The organism is Acinetobacter pecorum, from assembly GCF_014837015.1.
GTDB lineage: Bacteria > Pseudomonadota > Gammaproteobacteria > Pseudomonadales > Moraxellaceae > Acinetobacter > Acinetobacter pecorum.
Genome location: NZ_JACSPT010000011.1, coordinates 37317 through 58989, shown reverse-complemented (window position 1 = coordinate 58989; position 21673 = coordinate 37317). Strand labels below are relative to the sequence as shown.

Sequence of the window (21673 nt, the reverse complement as noted above, 5' to 3'; positions counted from 1 at the left end):
CTCTTGTTTTTTATCGATATTGGGCTAAATAATCAGCAAAACTGATGCTGCTATCTTGCTCGAGTTGCTGTTGCTGCTGCAATGACTTTTGTGACATTTCTTCAAAATAAGCCAGTGTTTCGGGACTGAGCTGATGTTCTTCATAGACCAGGCTGTGCTGCTGTGCCAGATGTTGGCCAAAATGCCACATACCGCCCTGTTTACGTATATCCCCGACCACCAGGGCAGACAGGGTAGCATCAACTTCATCGACCCGGAGCATCATGGTTTTGAGGGCATCGGTATACACGGTGATGTCATAGGTCGAATCAAGCAGCTTGGCCAGGGGCAGCATGCGCTGCAAATGCATGCCACACCAGTCTTCAATCAGATAAGACTGGCCATTTTCTATAATCGCTGCATTAGGTGCACGGCCACGGTTGACGACCTCGGCCTGATTCTGCTCAATGAGGTCCTGTTCATCACCGAGTAGTGCCGGACTGTCCTGTAATAGACAGTACAGGGCCAGTACTTCAAGAAAACCGGCTGTATCTTCATTGATACCAGTCGGACTATAAGGATTGACATCGACTGCACGCAACTCGATATAGGCAATTCCGCGATTTTCCAAGGCCTGGGAGGGTGTTTCACCCGCTTGCGGTACCTGTTTCGGGCGCACTAAGCTGTAATATTCATTTTCGATTTGCAGCACATGATCATTGATCTGGATCGGCTGACCATTTGCATCGTCCAATCCTAAACGGCTAAACGGCTCATAGGGCGTTTTGACGGCTTTTTGCAGTCCATCCAGATAGTCCTGCAAATTATTGTAGTGAATACCGAGCTGTTTCTGCGCAGAGTTCTGATAACCAAAACGCCCCATACGCAGTGCAGTCGCATATGGAGAATATAGGGTGCCTTTGACCAATGGCAACAAGAAATGGTCACGGCCGGTCATGAAGCACTGGCAGACTGCCGGACTGGCCCCGATCAGGAACATGACCAGTGGGGTCAGGCGGATAAAGTTACGGATCAGCCCCATATAGCGGTGGCTGCGATAATCCTGCAAGCTTAATGCCTTGAGAGATTCGTCCTGTTCCTGCTGCTGTAAGGCCTCGAACAGATGATCCGGAAAAGACAGATTATAGTGCACGCCTGAAATCGTCTGCATACGACGGCCGTAACGCACACCTAGACCATGACGATACAAGGTCTTGAATAGGCCGATGTTCGAGCTGCCATACTGTGCCAGCGGAATACTGTCATCACTGCTGTCCAGCATACACGGCATCGACAAGGGCCAGAGTTTTTCATCATTTTCCAGATGACGATGCACAATCGCATGAATATCACTGAGATAATCCAGCGCTTTTTTAATACTGTCTTGTGGCGGAGTAATGAACTCCATCAATGCTTCAGAATAGTCCGTCGTGATATGGGGATGAGTCAAGGCTGAACCCAAGGCACGAGGATGCGCTGCCTGTGACAGGAATCCATCACTTTGCATGCGTAAGCTTTCACGCTCAATACCACGCAGCATGCCTTTGATGAGTGACGACTCGACCCAGGTCGGTAACACATTTAGGGAAGTCGATTCAGGTTGACTCATTACAATCTCGCTTAAGGGGGCTAAACTATTAAATAAATTAAAATCATCAGTTTAATCAGTATAACGTGATTTCATGCCGGCATATGACAGGCTGCCTAGTTTTCAGGCAAACCTTTGATTTTTAATTTGGCAAATATTTAACACAAACTTCCTCTATAAGACATGGATAATTTGTGATTTTATTAACAAATAGATGCTAATGAATTGTAAATATTATGAATTATCAAGATATTTTAGACTTCTGGTTTCATGCGGACAGCCAGCCATTATGGTTTAGCCAGAGTCATGAATTCGACCAAAGTATTGCACAGCAGTTCATGAGCACCCATCGGCAGGCAACCCAAGCTGAACTCTGGGCCTGGCGTAAAACCGCAGAAGGCCGGCTGGCTGAAATTATTGTTCTGGATCAATTTTCACGAAATTTATTCCGGGATTCTCCCCAGGCTTTTGCCCAAGACAGTCTGGCACTGGCTTTGGCTCAGGAAGCCATCAGCCTGAACCTGGATCAACAGCTCAGTCCGGAACAGCGTGCCTTTCTTTATATGCCGTTTATGCACAGTGAATCCAGACTGATTCATGAATTCGCTTTGAAACTGTTCCAGCGTCTGGGTAATCCGACCAATCTTGAATTCGAGAAAAAGCACAAGGTCATTATTGACCGCTTTGGACGTTACCCGCACAGAAATCAAATCTTGGGCCGTGAATCGACCGATGAAGAACTTATTTTCCTGACCCAGCCCGACAGCAGCTTTTAAGATTTTTTAACAGGCTGTCCGGACTGGATCATTGCATCAGGAGACCGAACATGAAAAATACACTACTGGGATTGGGTGTAATTGCTGCCCTTAGCCTGACGGGCTGTGCCACCACACCTTCCAAACCCTTGACCTTTGACCAGCTCGGCCAGTACAGCACCACGCCATTGAATGCCAATACCTATCGCATCAGCTTTCAGGCACGCCCCAATATGAGTTTTGGTACAGCGGAAGAAATTACCCTGCTCAAAGCCGCCCAGACCACCGTACAGAATGGCTTTCAGTTCTTCAGGGTGCTCAATGATCCAAGTAACCGGACCCAACCGCCGCGGCAGGCCGTGGTTTATCCAGCACCGAGCTACTATCCATTTGGTTATTACCGCCGTTATCCGGGTTTCTGGCCTGACCCATTCTATGACCGTCCTTATACCGTGACTCTGGATCCTGCCCAGGTGGCCTATACCATTGAATGCTTCAAAGCCAATCAGGCACCTCAAGATGCTTTTGATGCCCGCTTGATTTTACAGTCACTTGGCGCTAAATATGGTTTAAGTCCATCTGGTACAGTGCTGCAACCGCAACCGGCCAATCCCTCCTGACAGGATGATTCATGCAGACAGAGCGTATTTCCCCGAGCCTACAACGAAGTAAACGTTTCGCGACCATTGCCCTGGTGGTTGCGGTTCTGATCTGGTTGGCATTGATGGTGGCAGCCAAACTGCTGCCGGAATATGTCTGGCTGCTTCAGATCCTGATGCTTTCGGCAGAAGCAGGGGTAGTTGGTGGTCTGGCAGACTGGTATGCGATTACGGTTCTGTTCCGCAATCCCTTTGGCCGTCTGCCTATTCCCAAGTTTTTACGTGACCACACCGAAATTATTCCACGCAACAAGGCCCGGATTGCAGAATCGATGGGCCGTTTTGTCCAGGAAAACTTTCTTTCTCCACAAATTGTACAGCGCAGTCTGGAGAGTACCGACCTCAGTCTGGCTGCGGGGCGCTGGCTGGCCAACCCACAGAACAGTGTCCAGGTGACTCAGGTCATCCAGCAGACAGCTCCGAAAATCTTTGAATTTGTCGGGCAGGAACAGATTGCCGGATTTATCCAGAGCAACAGCGTGCAATGGGTCAAAAACACCCAGATCAATACCTTGGCCAGTGAAATGCTACGCGCAGTACTGGACAATGATTTCCATCAGGATGTGTTACAGCGAGGACTGGATGTGGTACATGCCTGGATGACCTCTCATCCCGAACAGACCCGGGAACTGACCCGTAACCTGTTTAAGGAAATGGGTGTGTGGAAACTGGCCAAAGGTGCCAGCTGGATCGGGATTGATGTGCAGCAACGCAGTATCGACTCTGTCATTCAGCGGGTTGAGGCCATGCTGGCCGACCCAGATCATCCATGGCGACTTAAAATTGAGGAAATGGGAAATAGCTGGATGTTACAGCTGTCGGATAATGACAGTGAAGCCAGCCAGCGTCTGAATGAAACCAAAGATGCCTTACTGGATAGTCCACAAGTGCTGAATTTTATCAGTGGTGCCGTGGTGATTTTATGTGATGCAATCAAGGAAGACTTGCAAAAACCAGATTCGGGTATTGCGGAAAATCTCAGGATTGCTATCCAGCAGGTTGGAGAAAATATTATCTCGAATGTCTCGGTTCGTGAGCTGCTGAATAAACGTCTCAGCGGAATCGCGGTGGACCTGAGCGACCAGTACAGTGAAAAAGTCATCCGCTTTATCAGCGAGCGCATCCACGAATGGGATTCAAGCGAGATGATTGACAAGATTGAAAATGAGGTCGGTGGTGACCTGCATATGATCCGGGTCAATGGCGTGGTAGTTGGGGCCTGTATCGGTCTGGTGCTCGGGATCATCCGGGCGGCAGTGGAGCATTTAATTTAAAGGTGAGGCTATTTGCCCCATACAGCCCAGCTTTTAAGTCGTCAGAGAGTTGTTCCTCACCCGATTAAATTTAAAAATGATCATTTGGGTGGCTGAGGTCCGGACATATCTACCAGTAGCCCGGTAAATCTGCGTACAAACGGCAATAAAGTCACTACAATTGGAAAAGCAATCGCCCAGGAAATCATCCAGTTATGAAACCAGAGCGCGATAAATCCTTCAGTCCAGCCGAGGGTACGCAGCATATTGATCATGGAAATAATGCCACTCATCAGGCAGGACAGGATAAAAGGCACAATAATCAGTGCCCATTTTGCAGGGAGTTTAGGAATGTTCCCGATAATAGTTGGACGTTGTGGTGAAGCCATACTGCCTCTTTTTTTGTTTGTTCTTCGACTACCCACAATATAAGCCAAATCTTCAGACTTGGCTGAGTGATTTTTTTATTTAGATAGTTTTGCCTGATATTAATTCAATTTTCATGAGATTTATCCCGTTATTCTCTATTGATTTAATTAGAAAATTTATGACTGTTAATTGTATAGTTTTTCTTCTCCATAAATGCTTTTACCTAAACAGCCGGAAATTTGCTATATTTGCTGTTTTTCTGCGATCTCTATTTTCGACTGATTATGAATACGGCAATACAAGCAGCTCTCGATCATGCAGTGCACACTCTACAGGCACAAGGCGTACTCCCATCTGACTGGAATAATACAAGTAATTTGACGCGTACCAAAGACCGAAGCCATGGTGACTTTGCGTCGAATATTGCCATGATCGCGTCGAAAGCTGCAGGTATGAAGCCACGTGATTTAGCAGAAAAGATTCTTGCTGCCCTGCCTGAAGTGGCAGATATCAGCAAGGCAGAAATTGCCGGTCCCGGTTTTATTAACTTCTTTCTGAATGCCGACCAGCGCTTTGTTGTTCTGGATCAAATTCAGGCCCAACAGGCAACGTATGGTCGTACCCAGGTCAATGCCGGCAAACGTATCCAGGTTGAGTTCGTCTCTGCCAATCCAACCTCTAGCCTGCACGTGGGTCATGGTCGTGGTGCTGCATATGGTATGACGGTGGCGAATCTGCTTGAAGCAACCGGTGCCAAAGTCGACCGTGAATACTATGTCAATGACGCTGGCCGTCAGATGGATATTCTGGCGACTTCTACTTACCTGCGTTACTTAGAATTAACCGGTCAGGAACTGGTCTTTCCGAAAAATGCTTACCAGGGCAACTACGTTAAAGAAATCGCGCAAAGCATTATTGACCAGGATGGTGATGCCTATGTCCGCCCTGTTGCAGATGTTTATAAAGATGTACCGGAAGATGTGCAATATGCTGCAGAGCCCGATGCTGAAGGCAATAAAGTCGTTGTTTCTGGCGATAAAGAAAAGCATATCGATGGCCTGATCTTCAATTCACAAACCTTATTAAATGAAGGCTACCGTGTTTTCCATCAGGCTGCTTTAAAAGCCATTCTGGATGACATTAAAGACGATCTGGGTGAGTTCGGAGTGACTTTCAACCAGTGGTTCAGCGAAGCTTCTCTCACTGAAAAAATTGAAGAAGCCTTACAAACTCTGGATCAGCGCGGTTTCCTGTACGAAAAAGATGGCAACATCTGGTTCAAGTCGACTGAATTCGGTGATGAAAAAGACCGCGTGGTGAAACGCCGTAATGGCCAGACCACCTACTTCGCGTCTGACATTGCCTACCACCTGAACAAGTTGCAACGTGGCTATACCGATATTATTGATATCTGGGGTTCAGACCACCACGGTTATATTTCCCGGGTAAAAGCGGCCATTGATGCGCTGGGTTATGACTCGAAAAAACTGACTGTACTTTTAGTTCAGTTTGTCAGCCTGTGGCGCGGTGGCGAGATGGTACAAATGTCATCCCGTTCAGGCCAGTTCGTGACCTTGCGTGACCTGCGTAAAGAAGTCGGTAATGATGCAGCACGTTTCTACTACGTAATGCGCAAGTCTGAACAGCACATCGACTTTGACCTGGATCTTGCCGTGTCACAAAGTAAGGACAATGCAGTGTATTACATCCAGTATGCACATGCCCGGATCTGCCGTATGTTAGAAAAGGCAGCCTCTATCGGTGTAAACTTTGATGCGACAGTGGCGCGTGGTTTAGCAGCTAAACTCGAGCTGGAAGCGGAAACTGAAATCCTGGCAAAACTGGCAGCGTATCCGGAGATCGTGGTGCGTGCTGCAAACAGTTATGAACCACATCAGATTGGTAATTACCTGAAAGAACTGGCTGCGCTGTTCCATGGCTGGTACAACGACAATAAGGTTCTGGGTGATGATGCTGAGTTGACTCAGGCACGTTTATTGTTATCTGTGAATGTTCGCCAGGTATTACGTAATGGTTTAGAGCTTTTAGGTGTGTCTGCTCCTGAATCAATGTAAAGCACTGCTTTTACATTAATGCAAGAAGGTGAGCACGCTCGCAAGACGAGAGCTATGCTCGAAGTGAGCATGTAAGCAATTGGCATGCTCTTAAGCTTAAATATCTTAGCTTGAAAGCATGTTTTATTACCGTTTATCTGCCAAGCAGAATTTTTTAATTTGAGCTATATGCTTGAAGATACAGAAAAATTAAAATTCTGTGTGATTTATGATCTAGAGGATGACTTTTAGATCCTGATCACATAGGATGAAATGATAGTAGGGGCATAACTGCTGTTATGCCTTTTCTATATGTCCCGATTAATAAGAGGAAAATCCCAAGTGTTTGGAAAAACGCAGCGCGGTGTATCTGAAAGACCGAATAAGCCTAAAAAGCCACTTATTCCAACCTGGCTCGGCACACTCGTGATCATTTTAATCGTGTTAAGTTTTTTGATGGCGCTCATGCTCTGGAAGCCATGGGAACCAGTCAAACCGAAGACTCAAACAAGTGAATCTGTCCAAGAAGAAGACACCAACAAAGATTACCGTTTTTATGACCTGTTACCACAGCAGCAAGTGACGCCAATTCCTGAACAGGCAGTTCCTGAAAACAAAAAGCAGGATACGGTAGTCATTGTTGAAGCCCCCCGCCCTGAAGCGGCTGAACCTGAGGCGACCACAACTGAGCCTGGCCTGCAAGCCAGTGAAGCTCCTGTTGCCGCACCGGCCAGTTATATTCTGCAGGTGCGCAGTTTTGATGACCCAGATCAGGCAGATGCTCGCCGTGCAGAAATTATTCTTAATGGCTTATCTGCCGATGTAGTGCGCAGTGTGGAAAATGGCAAAGTCTGGTATCGCGTGGTTTCTGGTCCTTACGATTCAGCAGAAGCTGCAATCATCGCGCAGCAAACCTTGCAAAATAGCGGAATCGATTCAATCGTCGTAAAACGATAAACCTTAACAATAAAAAAGCGCCTGATGGCGCTTTTTTTGAACCTCTCCCTTGCGCAGCAGTGCTGCTCATCTCCTACAAGGAGAGGGAACCTCACTCTTTTTCAAAAGGGGGACTGAGGGGGATTTTTATTTATTCTAAACTAGAAAATATTTAATTCCTCCAGCCTCCCTTTAATAAAGGGAAGCTAAAATTTTTAAACCGTATGCCCGAGTGCTTCGCCCATCAATACAGTTGAATTGGCTTTAAACTTCTCATCCCAATGCATTTTGTTTTCTTCAAACAGGATAATCGCGGTTGAACCGAGGTAGAAACGGCCCAGCTCAGCACCTTTTTCCAGAAATAAATCATGCTGGTTCAGTTCGATTCGTCCTGAAGGCTTCACCTTACCCGTAGCAACCGTTTCAATCCCTGCAACGATCATCGCACCCACCAATACCACTGCCATACGGCCGAGTTCTGTATCAAATAGGCAGACCATACGTTCATTACGGGCAAACAGGCCCGGAATGTTTTCTGCTGTCGTCTGGTTAACCGAGAACAGTTCACCCGGTACATACAGGGTTTCAGTCAGTGTTCCGGCAAATGGCATATGTACACGGTGATAGTCACGTGGTGACAGATACACTGTTGCGAATTCACCATTTTTAAATGGTTCGGCCAGTTGCGGATCGGCAATCAGATTTTCAACAGTGAACTTCTGCCCTTTGGCCTGAAATACATCGCCATTTTCAATTTTACCCAGTTGGGAAATCGCGCCATCCGCAGGAGAAACAATTGCAGTTGAATCCGCATCTACCGCACGTACACCTGTTCTCAGACCACGGGTAAAGAAGTCATTAAATGAATTAAACTTCAGTGCATTAGTTTGCTCAGCAATCGACATATCAATCCCGTATTTGGTCTTGAATGCTGTAATGACCGCTGTTTTTACAATCGGATTTTCACTGGCTGCTATTTTTCCCACCACACGTGACAGGCGATGCTGCGGCACCACTTTTTGGGCCTGGATAAACAGTTGTTGTTTTAGACGCGATGTGATGCTCAAGATGGCACCTCTCCTGTAGCGATTGGACTATCGAGGCGGTTGCCCCATTCACTCCACGCACCATCATAGGCCCGGATATTCCAGCCCAATAACCGGCCCAGAATATAAGCCAGACCTGAACGGTGATGGGACTGACAATACGCTACAACCGGTTGATTCAAATCAAAACCCAGTTGTTCCAGACGCTGCTGTGTGCGTGGTAAAGGATGTAATTTTAAATGATTTTGCCGGTTAAGGGCAGTACTCCACTCAAAATGACGTGCACCTGGAATGTGACCACCGCGTCGCGCTGCCAGACGCAGGCCGGTATATTCTTCTTCTGTACGACAATCCCAGAGCTGAATATTTTCATTTTCAACCTGTTGTCTTAATTCCTCATAGCCAATCTGGAATTGGGCCTTGTGCTCGAGTTGTACCTGAACTAAATGCTCGACCGGCTGAACAGTTTCCTGATCAGATGAAGTAGGCAGACTGGCACCAAGCCAGGCATGAATCCCGCCATTGAGTAAACTGGTATTTTCAAAGCCGAGACAATGCAGGTTCCAGAGTAAACGTCCGGCCCATGCACCGCCCTCATCATCATAAGCCACGACATGATGTTCTGGAGAAATATTCAGATAATTGATGAGCGCCTGTAAGCCTTCGGTATCCGGTAATAGTCCCATCGCCGTTTCTTCCTGGCGCACCAGAAGTTTAGGCTTTAAATGTAGGGCATGTGGAATATGCAATTGCTCGTAGACCGAAGCCCGGCTTAAATCCACAATTCTGAGTTTCTCATGTCCCAGATACGGAACCAGGTCTTCTGCTTCAATCAGCAGGCCAAAATCCAAGGCTGAAGCTGTCATCATTATCAGGTGTCGTCACGGTCAAATCTGTCTGATCTTAGCACAGCTCATTTTTTCAATTATGATATTTTTATCAAGATCCTTAGCATAATTTTAGCTAAGGAAAAGTAGAAAAAGCTGACTCAGAAATAAAAAACTGCCTCAATACTGAAGCAGTTTTTAAATAGAATGTGTCCCTGTTAAGCAGTTTCTGTAACGCTAAACACCTGACGTAAATAGGCCAGGAAGGTATCATTATCTGTCATGGTTTTGCCCGGACTGTCTGAAATCTTGGCCACCGACTGACGGTTGCATTCCACCAGTTTCAGGACAATATTCAGTGGTGTCTGTCCCATATCATTGGTCAGATTGGTCCCGATTCCAAAACTGACCTGGAAACGGTCTTTAAAGTATTGATGTAATTTCCAGGCTTTTTCCAGATTCAGGCCATCACTGAAAGTCAGCATCTTGGTTTTGCTGTCTATTTTCAGCTTTTTATAGTGGGCATAGGCTTTATCACCCCATTCGTAAGGATCACCACTGTCATGACGCAGGCCATCAAACAGCTTGGCAAAGTACAGGTCAAAGTCACGCAGGAAAGCATCCATTCCCACCACATCAGTCAGGGCAATTCCCAGGTCACCACGGTATTCCTGTACCCAGGTTTCCAGTGCGGCTTTCTGGAAATTCCGCAAACGTACATCCAGTGCCTGAAAAGCTTGCAAAAATTCATGCGCCATGGTGCCAATTGGAGTAATGCCCAACTCTTTGGCCAGCAGTACATTACTGGTACCACGGAACACATAAGGCGCAGCTTTATTAAATTCTTCAACCACATGCTTCTGCCATGCAAAGCTGAAACGACGGCGGGTACCGAAGTCCGATACCAGAAATGGGGGATCATTTGGGTCCTGTGCGGCAGCATACTGTTTTAACAGCTCCACTTTAGCCTTTAAACGGCGCTCACCTTCAACCAGCACTTCGGGGGTACGAATCCGGCTGAAATACAACTCATTGACAATGGAAAGGACAAAGATCTCGAACATCATGGCCTGAACCATCGGACCTTCTATCACAATATCCAGACGCCCCTGACTGTCAATACTGGCCTTGATAAAACGGCGTTTCAGCTGGAACAGTTCCAGATAGTCAACAAAGTCACTTTTGATAAAACGTAGACTGCGTAAATACTGTAATTCGTCTTCTTTAAATTTAAGCTGGCACAGCAGATCGAGTTGATGGTTCAGATCATCCAGAATATCCGTCAGGGGATACACTGTATCTTCCAGATTACGACAACGGAAATGGTAGACACTATGTGTTTGTGGAAACTTGTGTAAGACCACTTGCAACATGGTGAATTTGTACAAGTCAGTATCTAACAGAGAATGGATAATTGGAGCCATAACTAAAGGAATATCGCTGTGCTTATCTTTGCATTAAAGCATAAAAAGTCATGCAATATTGCAGGATTTACGTACAGCCGGCCGGATTTTCAACAACAGTATCCCAACATAAACCGGCTTATTTCTGGGTTTTGACCTGGGTTTTTTCCTGCTCCTGAATCAATTGCTGTAACTGTTTTTCCTGACCAATCACATTGGCAAACTCAGCAGTAGTCTTTTGCCCGGTTTTCTGGGCCTGGGCATCACAGTCAGCCTGATGCAGCTGCTTGGCAATGGCAAATTCCATTTTAAACAAGGCACCCATTAAGGCCGTATTGCCTCGATTGTCCCGGGCACAGCGGTCAGCACCATGTTTAAGCAAACTGCTGACAATCTCCTGATGGCCATAATAAGTCGCCATCATCAGCGGCGTATAACCGTCTTTATTGCGTACATCGACCGGGAAGCCATGTTTCAGAAATTCGTTGATAACTTCACTATTGCCAACTTTAGCCGCAGCAAAGAACAGGTTGACCAATTCCTGTTGTGAGTTCATCTGAATGCTTGCCGCTGTTTTTGCAAGGGAGACATTCTTCACTTCAACAGCCGTTGCGAATATAGAACTGAAGGCAAGAATACTGGCTAAAAATGCGTGTGGCATAACGTTCATGATGAACTCCAACAGAAATCGAAAAGAAAATTTCAGTCACTCAGGATCAAATTCACCTGAGATGAGATAAAAAACGAAGTGCCTGTAAAACTCCCCCTAGGGTGCAGGAAAGGTTTGGAGTTTTACAGGACTTTTCGGAGGTGATGCGCTATGCCCTAATCACCAGTTCCTCAAGACCAATCGAAATCAGTCTTTTAATTTTGCAGCTTTGGCTTTAACAGTCGCCAGGTTACCGTTCACTGCCTTGGTCATGCGGGTACCGTAGTCCGCATCTGCCTTGTAGAAATAAGACAACATGATGTGCTTGGTTTCTGAATCTTTGACATTACCAAGGTCAGCAGCAAGGTTCATGATCAGGTCATCTTTTTCCTTGGCCGTATATGAACGGTACAGCTCACCTGCCTGCTTGAAGTTCTGCTCTTTGGTCCCGATCTGCTGAACATGGCCAGTTAAAGGAGTTTGTACTGCACGTGCTTTTTCAGTGGCAGCTTTTGGCTCTTTACGGCTTGGCTCATAGTTCACATCCGAGTCACGCTCAGAGATATTCATGTAGCCATCCTGGTTATTGTTGTTCACATTCACCACTGGACGGTTTACCGGAATTTGCTGGTGGTTCGCACCCAGACGGTACATTTGGGTATCTGAATAAGAGAAGATTCGACCTTGTAACAGACGGTCTTCAGACGGCTCGATACCTGGTACCAGATTACCTGGCGCAAATGCCGACTGTTCAGTCTCGTTGAAGAAGTTCTTCGGCATACGGTTCAGGGTCAAGGTGCCGACTTTGGTTTCCGGCACCAGCTCGGTTGGCCAGATTTTGGTTGGATCTAGCGGATCGAAATCAAACTTGCCCAAGTCTTTAGGATCAATCACCTGAATGTACAGGTCCCATTTCGGGAAATTACCTGCATAGATGTTGTGATAAAGATCATTGGTCAAGTGGTTGAAATCTTTGCCTTGCTGCTCAGCCGCTTCTTTTACGTTCAAGCCCTTCACGCCCTGTTTTGAACGGAAGTTGAATTTCACGTATTTGTATTCGCCTTTGTCGTTATACAGTTTGTAAGCGTGTACCCCAAAACCGTCCTGTTCGCGGTAACTGGTTGGAACACCTTGCTTGCCATACACATAAGTCAGCATGTTGGTGGCCCATGGCTGGCTCGACAGGAAGTCAAACACGCGGTTGGCATCTTGAACATTCGTCACCGGGCTTGGCTTCATGGCATGAATGAAGTCCGGGAATTTGATCGCATCACGGATAAAGAATACCGGGGTCTGGTTACCGACCAAGTCCCAGTTGCCTTCCTGAGTGTAGAATTTCACTGCAAAACCGTGCGGATCTCGTAGGGTTTCGGGTGAACCCTTACCGTGAATTACGGTAGAAAAACGTAAGAAAACTGGAGTTTTAGTACCGGCTTTAAATAATGAAGCAAGGGTAAGATCAGACAGGTCTTTGGTTGCGACGAACTCACCATAGGCACCCGTACCACGTGCATGTACCACGCGCTCAGGAATACGTTCACGACCAAAACGTTGTAATTTTTGAATCAATTGAACATCTTGAAGTAACACTGAACCATTTGAACCTGCAGTGATCGAGTTCTGGTTATCCCCCACTGGCGCACCATTGTCTTTCGTTAAAGGAGCAGCTTGTGCGGCTGTGACAGTTGCAAGCATTGCAACCAGTAATGAACACTTAAACATTTCTAAATCTCTTAATTTATTACCTTTCCTGCACAGACTAAGATACGCGAGCACAATAAATAGATAAAACAGATTATTTTTATAAATTCAATCGTTTTAATGAATTTATAAAAATTAATCAATTGATTTTCAGATATTTAAAGTTCATAAAAACAGCATCTCATACTGCTCCAGATTTTTTTATTGCTACAATCACGTCTATCTATGGTTTTCAGTCAATATGTAAAATGCGTGCCTTATTACAAAGAGTTTTAGAAGCTAAAGTCGTGGTCGAGGGTGAAATTACCGGAGAAATTGAAAAAGGAATTCTGGTTTTTCTGGGGTTGGGCAAAGACGATAATCTGGAAAAAGGCAAAAAACTGATTGATAAGATATTGAAATACCGTTTCTTTGATGATGAACAGGGCAAAATGGGCTGGAACGTTGCCCAGGCTGGCGGTGGTATATTGCTGGTTTCACAATTTACCCTGATGGCGCAAACCCAGAAAGGTTTACGTCCAGACTTTGGTCCGGCCATGCCACCGGCTGAAGCAAAAGCCTTATATGAGCAGCTGGTGGAATATGCTCGAAGCCAGTTTGAGCATGTACAAACCGGTATTTTTGCTGCCGACATGAAAGTGCATCTGGTCAATGATGGGCCGGTGACTTTTAATTTAGAAGTTGAATAAGTTTTAATTATTCCAGAATTCAAAAAGCCCTCATATTTGAGGGCTTTTTCTATTTAATCCTCCCCTAGCCCCTCCTTTAAAAAGGAGGGGGAACTAAGCGGAAGTTTCTTATTTACCAGTTTTTTCTTTAATAAACTGGCGTACCATTTTCACTTTTTCTTTGACTGGCTTTGGCAGTTTTGGTGGAATCATCTTCGCCACCTGGTTAAACCAGACCAGCAAACCGAAGTCACCTTCCATTTTGATGGTGCCACTTTGCATGCCGGTCATAAATGCGGTCGGATCACCTTTAATTAAAGTCTTTACGCCCTGCTCACTATCAGCAAACTGCAAAACAAAATCTGCTTTTTCAGCATCACCAGAAACGGTCTCGATATGGTCGTTATTCACAATGATCTGACGTGCCATACCCTCATCCGTACCAATCTGGATGCGGAATTGACGCCCATGTACCAGTTCGATGAATTTTGGGCTGGTACGTGCCAACTGTTTCATACGTAATGCTAAACCTGCGACCAGTAAGTCCAGCGGATCTGTACTTACATCAACAAGAGGAAGTTTTAACACAGGAATGGACGACAGTTTCATGAAGGATGCCTATTCTAATTGTACGAAAATTGACAAATATCCTAGCATAGTTCCGGGTTAGGTGGATGCAGCAGTTTGTATCATATTTCTAAACAAATAATGCACCCGTAGGTGCATTATTTCACTGATATTAGAGAACTTAACGGCTAGAAAGCTGCTGCTGGTCATCTTCATAGACTGGTGTGTGTTCGATATAGCGACGTTTTGCCAAAGCACGCTCGGCACGACGATCTTCACGCAATAACAGGCAGGTCACCACCAGCATGACCGCAGTTAATGCACTCAGATAACTATACGTCATTGGCAGCTCAAACCAGGTCTGAGTCCCTATACGGATCACCTCGATCAGGCCCCAAACCAGCATCCCGGCAGCCATAAAGCTTAACCAGCGACGATAAGGCGAGAAGAATACAGCAAGCACAGCTACAGCGACTAAACTGAAGCCCACAATCGTTGCTAAATTCGCTGTTACCATATAACCCCCTCCATCCAGATAGATAGTTTTCCGCCTGATATTGCAAAGTTTCTATCTATTGAATTTCGTTACATCAATAAAATGGAATCTGTTGATTTGTATCTCTATGTCTGCATTATGCTGAGTTTTTTGCATAAAAAAAGTCCTGCGATCCAGCCTAACGACATACTTTGTCGCGATATTATATTGTCATTACAATTTTTGCTTTTCACATTTTTGTGGATTAATGACTGCGCCAATGTTGGCGTGTCATTACAAAATTATCAGTGCTTTTTTTGAGGGAAAAAATTATTTTTCCGTTTAAGATGATCGATGTTTTTGTAGTCAAATTTTATCCTTCACGCATTTAAGTCATTTCATTCAAGATAAAAAAAGCGACCCTGCGGTCGCCTTTAAAATCTGTTAAAGCCTTGATTTATGAACGGTTCAAGTCTTTATCATGGACACCGAGCAGATATAGCACTCCGTCCAGACCGACGCTAGAAATCGCCTGATTGGCATTTTGGCGAACCAGCGGCTTGGCCCGGAAAGCCACCCCCAGTCCTGCAATGGATAACATAGGCAAGTCATTAGCGCCATCACCGACCGCAATGGTCTGTTCCAGAGAAATGCCCATCTCCTGAGCAATTTCACCGAGCAAGAATGCTTTACGCGCGCCATCAACGATATGACCTTTGACTTCACCGGTAACGACCCCATCCTGAACATCAAGCGCGTTGGCATGCACTTCATCAATATCCAGTTTGCTTTGCAAGTATTCAGCAAAATACTGGAAACCGCCGGAAAGGATTGCGGTACGGTAACCCAATGCTTTTAGAGTTGAAATCAGACGTTCGGCACCTTCTGTAATGGTCAGGCGCTCGGCAATTTTTGGAAGTACCGATGCGTCCATGCCTTTTAACAAGGCGACACGCGCCCGGAAACTTTGCTGGAAATCCAGTTCGCCTTGCATGGCACGTTCGGTAATTTCTGCAACCTGTGCACCGACACCGGCTTCAATTGCCAGTTCGTCAATGACTTCCTGCTCGATCAGGGTCGAGTCCATATCGAAGCACACCAGACGACGGTTACGGCGGTAGGCATTGTCTTCCTGTACCGCGACATCGACATTAAGTTCAGTGGATAAACGCAAACAGGCAGCACGCATTGCGGCTGCATCGAGCATCTGTCCTTTTAAACCGAACTCCACACAGGCGCGTTTCGGCCCGCTGCTCTGACCATCCAGAGCCGGACGGCCAGACAGACGGGTCACGGTTTCAATATTAAAACCCTGAGCCGAGACAATCTGGGTCACGGCTTGCAGATGAGAGGCATTTAATTCAGGAGCCAATGCCGTTACGATATAACGTGTGCGTCCACCCTCTTTGACCCACTGATCATATTCAGTCGCAGAGATCGGTTTAAAGCGCACAGTTAACCCGATATCATGTGCTAGAATCAGGATCTCCTTCATGGCTAATGCTGTCGCTGTCTGGTCTTCAGAGGCTACAACAATACCTAAGGTTAACTGATTATGAATAACCGCTTGCCCTACATCTAAAATCTGTAGGGAATGGGCGGACAAAACCTGCATTAATCGTGTAAATTGATTAGGCTGGTCAGGTCCTAAGAATGATATAAGAATGATTTCTCGCATGAATTGACTCGGGTCTGAGCTACAACTATTGTTAGAATCATAATCGAAATTGAACAGAATTGCCTTGGAAGTTTACGTTGAATGCGCCTAGACAAGGGCTATTTGCTAGCCTATTGATTATAAGTTTTGCTCTGCATACCTTTTTACTGGTATTGGCAACCACTCACCAACTGAATGAAAACCGTGCCAATCAGGGGCAGCTGATGACCAGTCAGCTGGTGACAGACAGCCTGTCCGAGCTTGAACCGCCTAACCGTGTTTCTCTGGCTTTGCTGGCAAATCGTTACGCCACCAATCCAAGCGTAGCTTCAATTCGGATCCTGGATGCAAAAGGTCAGGTTTTAGCCACAGGCGGACTGACCAAAACCCGGGAAGGTGAAGTTTTTGTCCGTGATGCCCTGCAAAACGAGAAAAAAGTCGGTGTGATTGAAATCACGCTGATTGAGCCTAGTATTGGTGAAATTCTACGAACGCAATGGCTGGCGATTCTGTTCTCATTCATCATTCATGCCCTGCTCTGGGTTGCTTATCGTGCTGTGGCACGTCCAAGCCGTACCGAATATCTGGCACGCATCAATAACGAATCGCGGCTGAAATTCGAGATTCAGACCCTGACCCAGGCACTGGAACAGGAAAAGCATAATGCAGCACTGGCCATTGCCCAGGCTCAACAGGCAGTGAAAAATAAAGCCAAAGAAAAAGAACATAAGCCGGCGGTCCTGGAGCAGGATAGCCTGAGCTTAAATATCCAGTTCTATGATCCAAAACAGTTACTGGATAGCGTCAATAAAACCGTTTCGGTACCTTATTTCAATCTCTGTCAGATTTTTCTGAACAAAGCCACCGAACTCTGTGTGCAACGTTATAAATTGAATAGTTCTGATATTTGTACCGTACATAAATTTGATGAAAAAGGGGCCACGATCAGTATTGCAGCAGATAAACCAAATGCCCTGGCTTGCCTGACCATGATCAGTGCCGTGTTCCAGCTGTTGTCCGAAGTACTGTATAAACGTTACCGGGAAGAAAAACGTTTTGTGCTGCAAACCCGCAGCGCAATTGCCTCTAAAGTCGAGGAGATGCAGCTCAGCTCGGTACAAGCCTCTGAGCGTCTGACACAGCATCTGGTCTCGAAAGAAAGTGCCCTGCATGTACCGAATCATTTGCTGAAAGATGTAAGTGATCACTTCCAGCTGGTGAGTATGCCTAATCCAACCAATGTCCTGACCCGTCATGCCTTTGTGGTGAACGGAATGGATGCAGAAACGGCAGAGCTGGCACAGACTTTTAGAACCGAGATTTTAAAATCCAAACAGTCCAAAGCTTCATAAATTTTTTAAATTAAAAAGCCCGATATTGAATCGGGCTTTTTTATAGCTTAGTTCTGCAAATTTTCACTGGCTAGATGCTGCTTTTAGCTTCTCAGCAGAATTTAGACATCAACTTTTTTTAAAATTCTAGCGCTCTGTATCCAGATTCTGCTTTGGCACTGAGGCACTGTCTTTATTTTTGGCAGCCCAGTAAGTGGCTAATGCCGGACCTGAAATATTGTGCCACAGACTGAAAATGGCACTTGGTAAAGCTGTCAATGGAGAAGCAGCAAAATGGGTTGCCGCCAAGGCCACGCCTAGACCAGAGTTTTGCATACCGACTTCAATCGATACTGCACGACAGTCTATTTCTGCCAGCTTGAACATGCGACTGGCCCAATAACCCAGCAGATAGCCCATACCATTATGTAAGGCTACAATCCCCAGAATTATTAGCCCCGATTGTAAAATCTGGGTTTTGCTGCCGGCAATAATCGCCGCGACAATTGCAACAATGGCAATCACAGAAATCAAGGGCATGACCTGAATATAGGTGCTGACTTTTTGCTTGAGTAGCGCCCGAACAATTAAACCCAGAACAATCGGAAATAACACCACCTGTAAGATTGATACCAGCATGGATAAGGCATTAATCTCAATCCACTGACTGGCCAACACATAGAAAATGGCCGGAGTAAAAATGGGCGCCAGTAAAGTCGAAACCGAGGTACAGGCGACAGACAAGGCGGTATTGCCCTTGGCCATATAGGTAATCACATTGGATGCCGTTCCGCCCGGACAGCAACCCACCAATATCACCCCGATTGCAATCTCTGGCGGTAGCTGAAACAGTTTGCACAGCAGATAAGCCAAGCCTGGCATCGCCACAAACTGGGCGACGACACCAATTGCCACAGCTTTCGGACTTTGCAGGACACTTTTAAAATCGCCTACCGTCATGGTGATACCCATGCCGAACATGATGATGCCCAACATCCACGGAATATAAGCCCTCAACCAGACAAAAGCTTCAGGAACCAGCAAGGCAATGCCAGAAAAGAGCACGACCCATAGCGCAAAGGTTTTTTGGATAAATTGGCTAAACTGGAGCAAGGCTGACATGGGTTTCATCCAGGTATGACATCAAGGGAGATTAAATAAAACAGGTATCTCTTGATACCTGAGTTTATAGATTTAAATACAAAGACAATTAACGAGATATCTAAAGCCTATTCTTGTAAGCTTTTAAACTGTCTGGACGATATCTTTGACATAAATCCGTTTCACTCCATGCGACAGCATATCCTGCCAGGCATGTTGCAGGGAACCATTCAGATCAATGCCCTTGGTGGCATCGGCAATCACATAGGTTTTAAAGCCCAGTTTGCAGGCATCAATGGCAGTCCAGGCCACACAAAAGTCCGTGGCAATCCCGACCACAAATACGGTATCAATCCCACGCTCACGCAGATAGCCAGCAAGACCCGTCATGGTTTTCCGGTCAGCTTCCATAAAGGCCGAGTAACTGTCGATCTGCTCATGAAAACCCTTGCGAATGATGAGTTGTGCTTGCGGTAAATTCAAATCCGGATGCAGTTCGGCATCTAATGTTCCCTGCACACAATGTTTTGGCCATAAGACCTGAGTGCCATAATCCAGCTGAATACTGTCATAGGCGGCCTTGCCAGGATGGTTATCTGCAAAAGAAATATGATTGTCCGGATGCCAGTCCTGAGTCAGGATAATATGCTTAAAATGCTGTCCCAATTGATTGATATTTGGAATAATCTGGTCAGCATTGGCTACAGCCAGATTACCTCCTGGGGTAAATCCTCTCTGTACGTCCACGACCAGTAAAGCGATATTATTCTGCATCTGTTTTCATCCATTGAAATCTCGATTTATACCCAAGCATAGCGCAAAATACTCCAGGATTTTTAGCCCTACGGTTAAAAATGGCATGACTGTGCATTCTGAATGCTGAATGCGCTCATAGAAGCAGATCGAGAGATTCCTTCTTTTTTGAAAATCTAGGATGAGTTCTGGACGTGCGCCGATCTAGACCTATACAAAAATGAATTCTAGATTATCGTAGATAAGGCCATGCAGGTTTTTAATCATATAGCCCTGTCTTGTTCTTAAATTCTAAAAATAAAAAAGCCTGCTAATTGCAGGCTTTTTTAAATCTTTGAACATTACACTTTGGTGCGGTTCACTAAAAACAGCATACATAATGCAGAGATAATGATACATGGGATCGCAGCGGTAATGACTCCCGCAGCCCCAAAACCTGCCGTCAGTAACTGACCGGCAATGACTGGACCCAGCATGGCACCAATACGACCAACGGCCGATGCCACACCGACACCGGTCCCACGTACTTCTGTCGGATAAACGATACTGCCAAAGGCATACAGTACACCCTGACAACCAATGACAAAAGCACCGGCCAATGCGGCTGCCATATACATCTGGTTCAGCGAGCTTGCACCATTCAGCGCCAGTAGACCTGCCAAGATACCACCGTACATCAACAGGATCACATAGGCTTTCTTCCAGCGGTCGGTCAGCATACCTAGAATAATCGTACCAATCGTCGCTGTAACCATGAAGTAGAACTGTGCGGTTGAACCATCTTTACGTGTGAAGCCAAGTTCCATAAATAATGATGGCAGCCAGCTCAACATGATGTAAACCACCATCAAGGTAAAGAAGTAGCTCACCCAGATACATAGCGTACGCAACAGGTTGTCCGAATTAAACAGGTCCTTGAATGAACCCTTCGGTGTAACGGCAAGTTCTGCTGCAGTTTTGTTCTGTGCTTTCAGGTATTCCTTCGACTCAGGCAAAAATAGCATCATCAGCGGAATGGCAAAAATCGGTAACAGACCACCGAGATAAAAAACATTCTTCCAGTTGGCACCAAATTCAGTCGCCGCAATTAAAGATAAAATTGCTGCGCCGACTGGCATGCCGCAGTACATCAAGCCGACTGCACGGCCACGGTTTTGTGGAGAGACAGCTTCAGAAGCGAGTGTAATCAGAATTGGCATCGCGCCGCCCAGACCGGCCCCGGCCAGAAAACGCACTGCCAGCAAGCTGTTAAAGCTATTCACCCAGACGGTACATAAGGTAAATACAGCAAATACTGCTGTCGACCAGATCAAGACCTTTTTACGGCCAATGCGGTCCGCAAACCGACCACCAATCAGTGCACCAGGTAATAAACCCAGAATCCCTGCACTAAAAAACACACCCAACTGGGAACTATCGAGACCAAAATGCTCACGAATACCTGCAGCAGCAATTCCGGCTGCCTGAATATCTAAGCCTTCAATCACCGCAATCAGAAAACAGATCGCGACCGTGACGATAGCATGCTTATTGTCTGATTTTTCCATTGGATTATCCTTGTTCAATCAGCGTTACAAAAGAGAGTCATCATCTATGAGCCTGACTGCAGAAATAACTATCAATAAGTGGAAGGTTTTGCCTGGATATTCCCAAAGGAGCAGAAGCGGGTGAAGAGAGGATACGACCAGATAAAGTCGCAAAAACACTTAATCAGAACAGCATAAAATGCAAGACTTTGACCTTAAGGCTTATACATCAAGTTAAAAAATCAACCGATAAGAAAAAAATTCCTCAATATATTGATATTTAAAAGAGATTAGTTTTAACAGTTTTGGATTTTATTTGTCTGGGCCGAAAGAGGCTATCAAGATGTGTAATATCTCAATTTATCCAATATAACTA

Annotated in this window: 20 protein-coding genes; 7 read left to right on the top strand and 13 right to left on the bottom strand. The window is 45.8% G+C overall.

The genetic code is table 11. The features are described 5' to 3' along the window. Positions 1 to 10: 10 nt before the first annotated feature. Positions 11 to 1588 (bottom strand): glutamate--cysteine ligase, encoded by a 1578-nt coding sequence (gshA, locus tag H9629_RS09745; RefSeq protein WP_064102588.1) that lies wholly within the window; start codon positions 1586 to 1588, stop codon positions 11 to 13. A 215-nt stretch (positions 1589 to 1803) separates the two neighbouring features. Between gshA and H9629_RS09740 the strand changes: the two genes are divergently transcribed. From H9629_RS09740 to H9629_RS09730, 3 genes are read left to right on the top strand one after another with little or no spacing between them, the layout of a single operon-like run. Further along, entirely contained in the window at positions 1804 to 2343 is a 540-nt protein-coding gene (locus tag H9629_RS09740; RefSeq protein ID WP_064102587.1) for a DUF924 family protein, read from the top strand. 50 nt (positions 2344 to 2393) lie between these two features. Beyond that, positions 2394 to 2942: a CC0125/CC1285 family lipoprotein gene (locus H9629_RS09735; RefSeq protein ID WP_064102586.1), complete on the top strand. Its 549-nt coding sequence runs from the start codon at positions 2394 to 2396 to the stop codon at positions 2940 to 2942. Between the two features lie 11 nt (positions 2943 to 2953). After that, a complete protein-coding gene (locus H9629_RS09730) occupies positions 2954 to 4255 on the top strand; it encodes a DUF445 domain-containing protein (RefSeq protein ID WP_064095111.1) in 1302 nt (433 codons plus the stop codon). Between the two features lie 80 nt (positions 4256 to 4335). Here the strand turns inward: H9629_RS09730 and H9629_RS09725 are convergent, their stop codons facing one another. Then, positions 4336 to 4623: a DUF2798 domain-containing protein gene (locus tag H9629_RS09725; protein ID WP_064095112.1), complete on the bottom strand. Its 288-nt coding sequence runs from the start codon at positions 4621 to 4623 to the stop codon at positions 4336 to 4338. A gap of 264 nt (positions 4624 to 4887) precedes the next feature. Between H9629_RS09725 and argS the strand changes: the two genes are divergently transcribed. Beyond that, positions 4888 to 6678 (top strand): arginine--tRNA ligase, encoded by a 1791-nt coding sequence (argS, locus tag H9629_RS09720; RefSeq protein WP_064095113.1) that lies wholly within the window; start codon positions 4888 to 4890, stop codon positions 6676 to 6678. A gap of 321 nt (positions 6679 to 6999) precedes the next feature. Then, positions 7000 to 7614, top strand: coding sequence for an SPOR domain-containing protein (locus tag H9629_RS09715; RefSeq protein ID WP_064095114.1), 615 nt, complete (start codon positions 7000 to 7002; stop codon positions 7612 to 7614). 194 nt (positions 7615 to 7808) lie between these two features. Here the strand turns inward: H9629_RS09715 and asd are convergent, their stop codons facing one another. From asd to H9629_RS09690, 5 genes are all read right to left on the bottom strand, one after another. Next, positions 7809 to 8660, bottom strand: a complete 852-nt coding sequence (gene asd / locus H9629_RS09710; RefSeq protein WP_064095115.1) for an archaetidylserine decarboxylase — start codon at positions 8658 to 8660, stop codon at positions 7809 to 7811. After that, the gene (locus H9629_RS09705) at positions 8657 to 9505 is read right to left on the bottom strand and encodes a sulfurtransferase (RefSeq protein ID WP_064095180.1); all 849 of its coding nucleotides are present in this window, start codon (positions 9503 to 9505) and stop codon (positions 8657 to 8659) included. Before H9629_RS09705 ends, asd begins: the two co-directional genes overlap by 4 nt. Before the next feature lie 179 nt (positions 9506 to 9684). Further along, a complete protein-coding gene (gene pncB / locus H9629_RS09700) occupies positions 9685 to 10890 on the bottom strand; it encodes a nicotinate phosphoribosyltransferase (RefSeq protein WP_064095116.1) in 1206 nt (401 codons plus the stop codon). Between the two features lie 118 nt (positions 10891 to 11008). After that, positions 11009 to 11539 (bottom strand): ankyrin repeat domain-containing protein, encoded by a 531-nt coding sequence (locus H9629_RS09695; RefSeq protein ID WP_191731003.1) that lies wholly within the window; start codon positions 11537 to 11539, stop codon positions 11009 to 11011. A gap of 186 nt (positions 11540 to 11725) precedes the next feature. After that, a complete protein-coding gene (locus tag H9629_RS09690) occupies positions 11726 to 13240 on the bottom strand; it encodes a catalase (protein ID WP_191731002.1) in 1515 nt (504 codons plus the stop codon). 227 nt (positions 13241 to 13467) lie between these two features. Between H9629_RS09690 and dtd the strand changes: the two genes are divergently transcribed. Next, positions 13468 to 13908: a D-aminoacyl-tRNA deacylase gene (gene dtd, locus H9629_RS09685; RefSeq protein ID WP_064095119.1), complete on the top strand. Its 441-nt coding sequence runs from the start codon at positions 13468 to 13470 to the stop codon at positions 13906 to 13908. Positions 13909 to 14016: 108 nt separating this feature from the next. On the opposite strand, the gene H9629_RS09680 is transcribed toward dtd, so the two are convergent. The 3 genes from H9629_RS09680 to serB form a co-directional block, all read right to left on the bottom strand. Then, entirely contained in the window at positions 14017 to 14496 is a 480-nt protein-coding gene (locus H9629_RS09680) for an SCP-2 sterol transfer family protein (RefSeq protein ID WP_064095120.1), read from the bottom strand. Positions 14497 to 14635: 139 nt separating this feature from the next. Further along, complete coding sequence (aciT, locus tag H9629_RS09675) at positions 14636 to 14971, bottom strand: ciprofloxacin tolerance protein AciT (RefSeq protein WP_064095121.1); 336 nt, start codon at positions 14969 to 14971, stop codon at positions 14636 to 14638. Between the two features lie 415 nt (positions 14972 to 15386). Continuing rightward, complete coding sequence (gene serB / locus H9629_RS09670) at positions 15387 to 16607, bottom strand: phosphoserine phosphatase SerB (RefSeq protein ID WP_064095122.1); 1221 nt, start codon at positions 16605 to 16607, stop codon at positions 15387 to 15389. Between the two features lie 77 nt (positions 16608 to 16684). On the opposite strand from serB, the gene H9629_RS09665 reads away from it, so the two are divergent. Then, the gene (locus tag H9629_RS09665; RefSeq protein WP_064095123.1) at positions 16685 to 17938 is read left to right on the top strand and encodes a hypothetical protein; all 1254 of its coding nucleotides are present in this window, start codon (positions 16685 to 16687) and stop codon (positions 17936 to 17938) included. A gap of 126 nt (positions 17939 to 18064) precedes the next feature. On the opposite strand, the gene H9629_RS09660 is transcribed toward H9629_RS09665, so the two are convergent. The 3 genes from H9629_RS09660 to mhpT all read right to left on the bottom strand — a co-directional run bounded on the left by H9629_RS09660 (position 18065) and on the right by mhpT (position 21318). Further along, positions 18065 to 19039: a bile acid:sodium symporter family protein gene (locus H9629_RS09660; protein ID WP_064095124.1), complete on the bottom strand. Its 975-nt coding sequence runs from the start codon at positions 19037 to 19039 to the stop codon at positions 18065 to 18067. A gap of 123 nt (positions 19040 to 19162) precedes the next feature. After that, positions 19163 to 19792 carry a bifunctional nicotinamidase/pyrazinamidase gene (gene pncA, locus H9629_RS09655; protein WP_064095125.1) on the bottom strand — a complete coding sequence of 210 codons (630 nt, stop codon included), beginning with the start codon at positions 19790 to 19792 and terminating at the stop codon, positions 19163 to 19165. A 320-nt stretch (positions 19793 to 20112) separates the two neighbouring features. Beyond that, positions 20113 to 21318 (bottom strand): 3-(3-hydroxy-phenyl)propionate transporter MhpT, encoded by a 1206-nt coding sequence (gene mhpT, locus H9629_RS09650; protein ID WP_064095126.1) that lies wholly within the window; start codon positions 21316 to 21318, stop codon positions 20113 to 20115. Between the last annotated feature and the right edge of the window lie 355 nt (positions 21319 to 21673).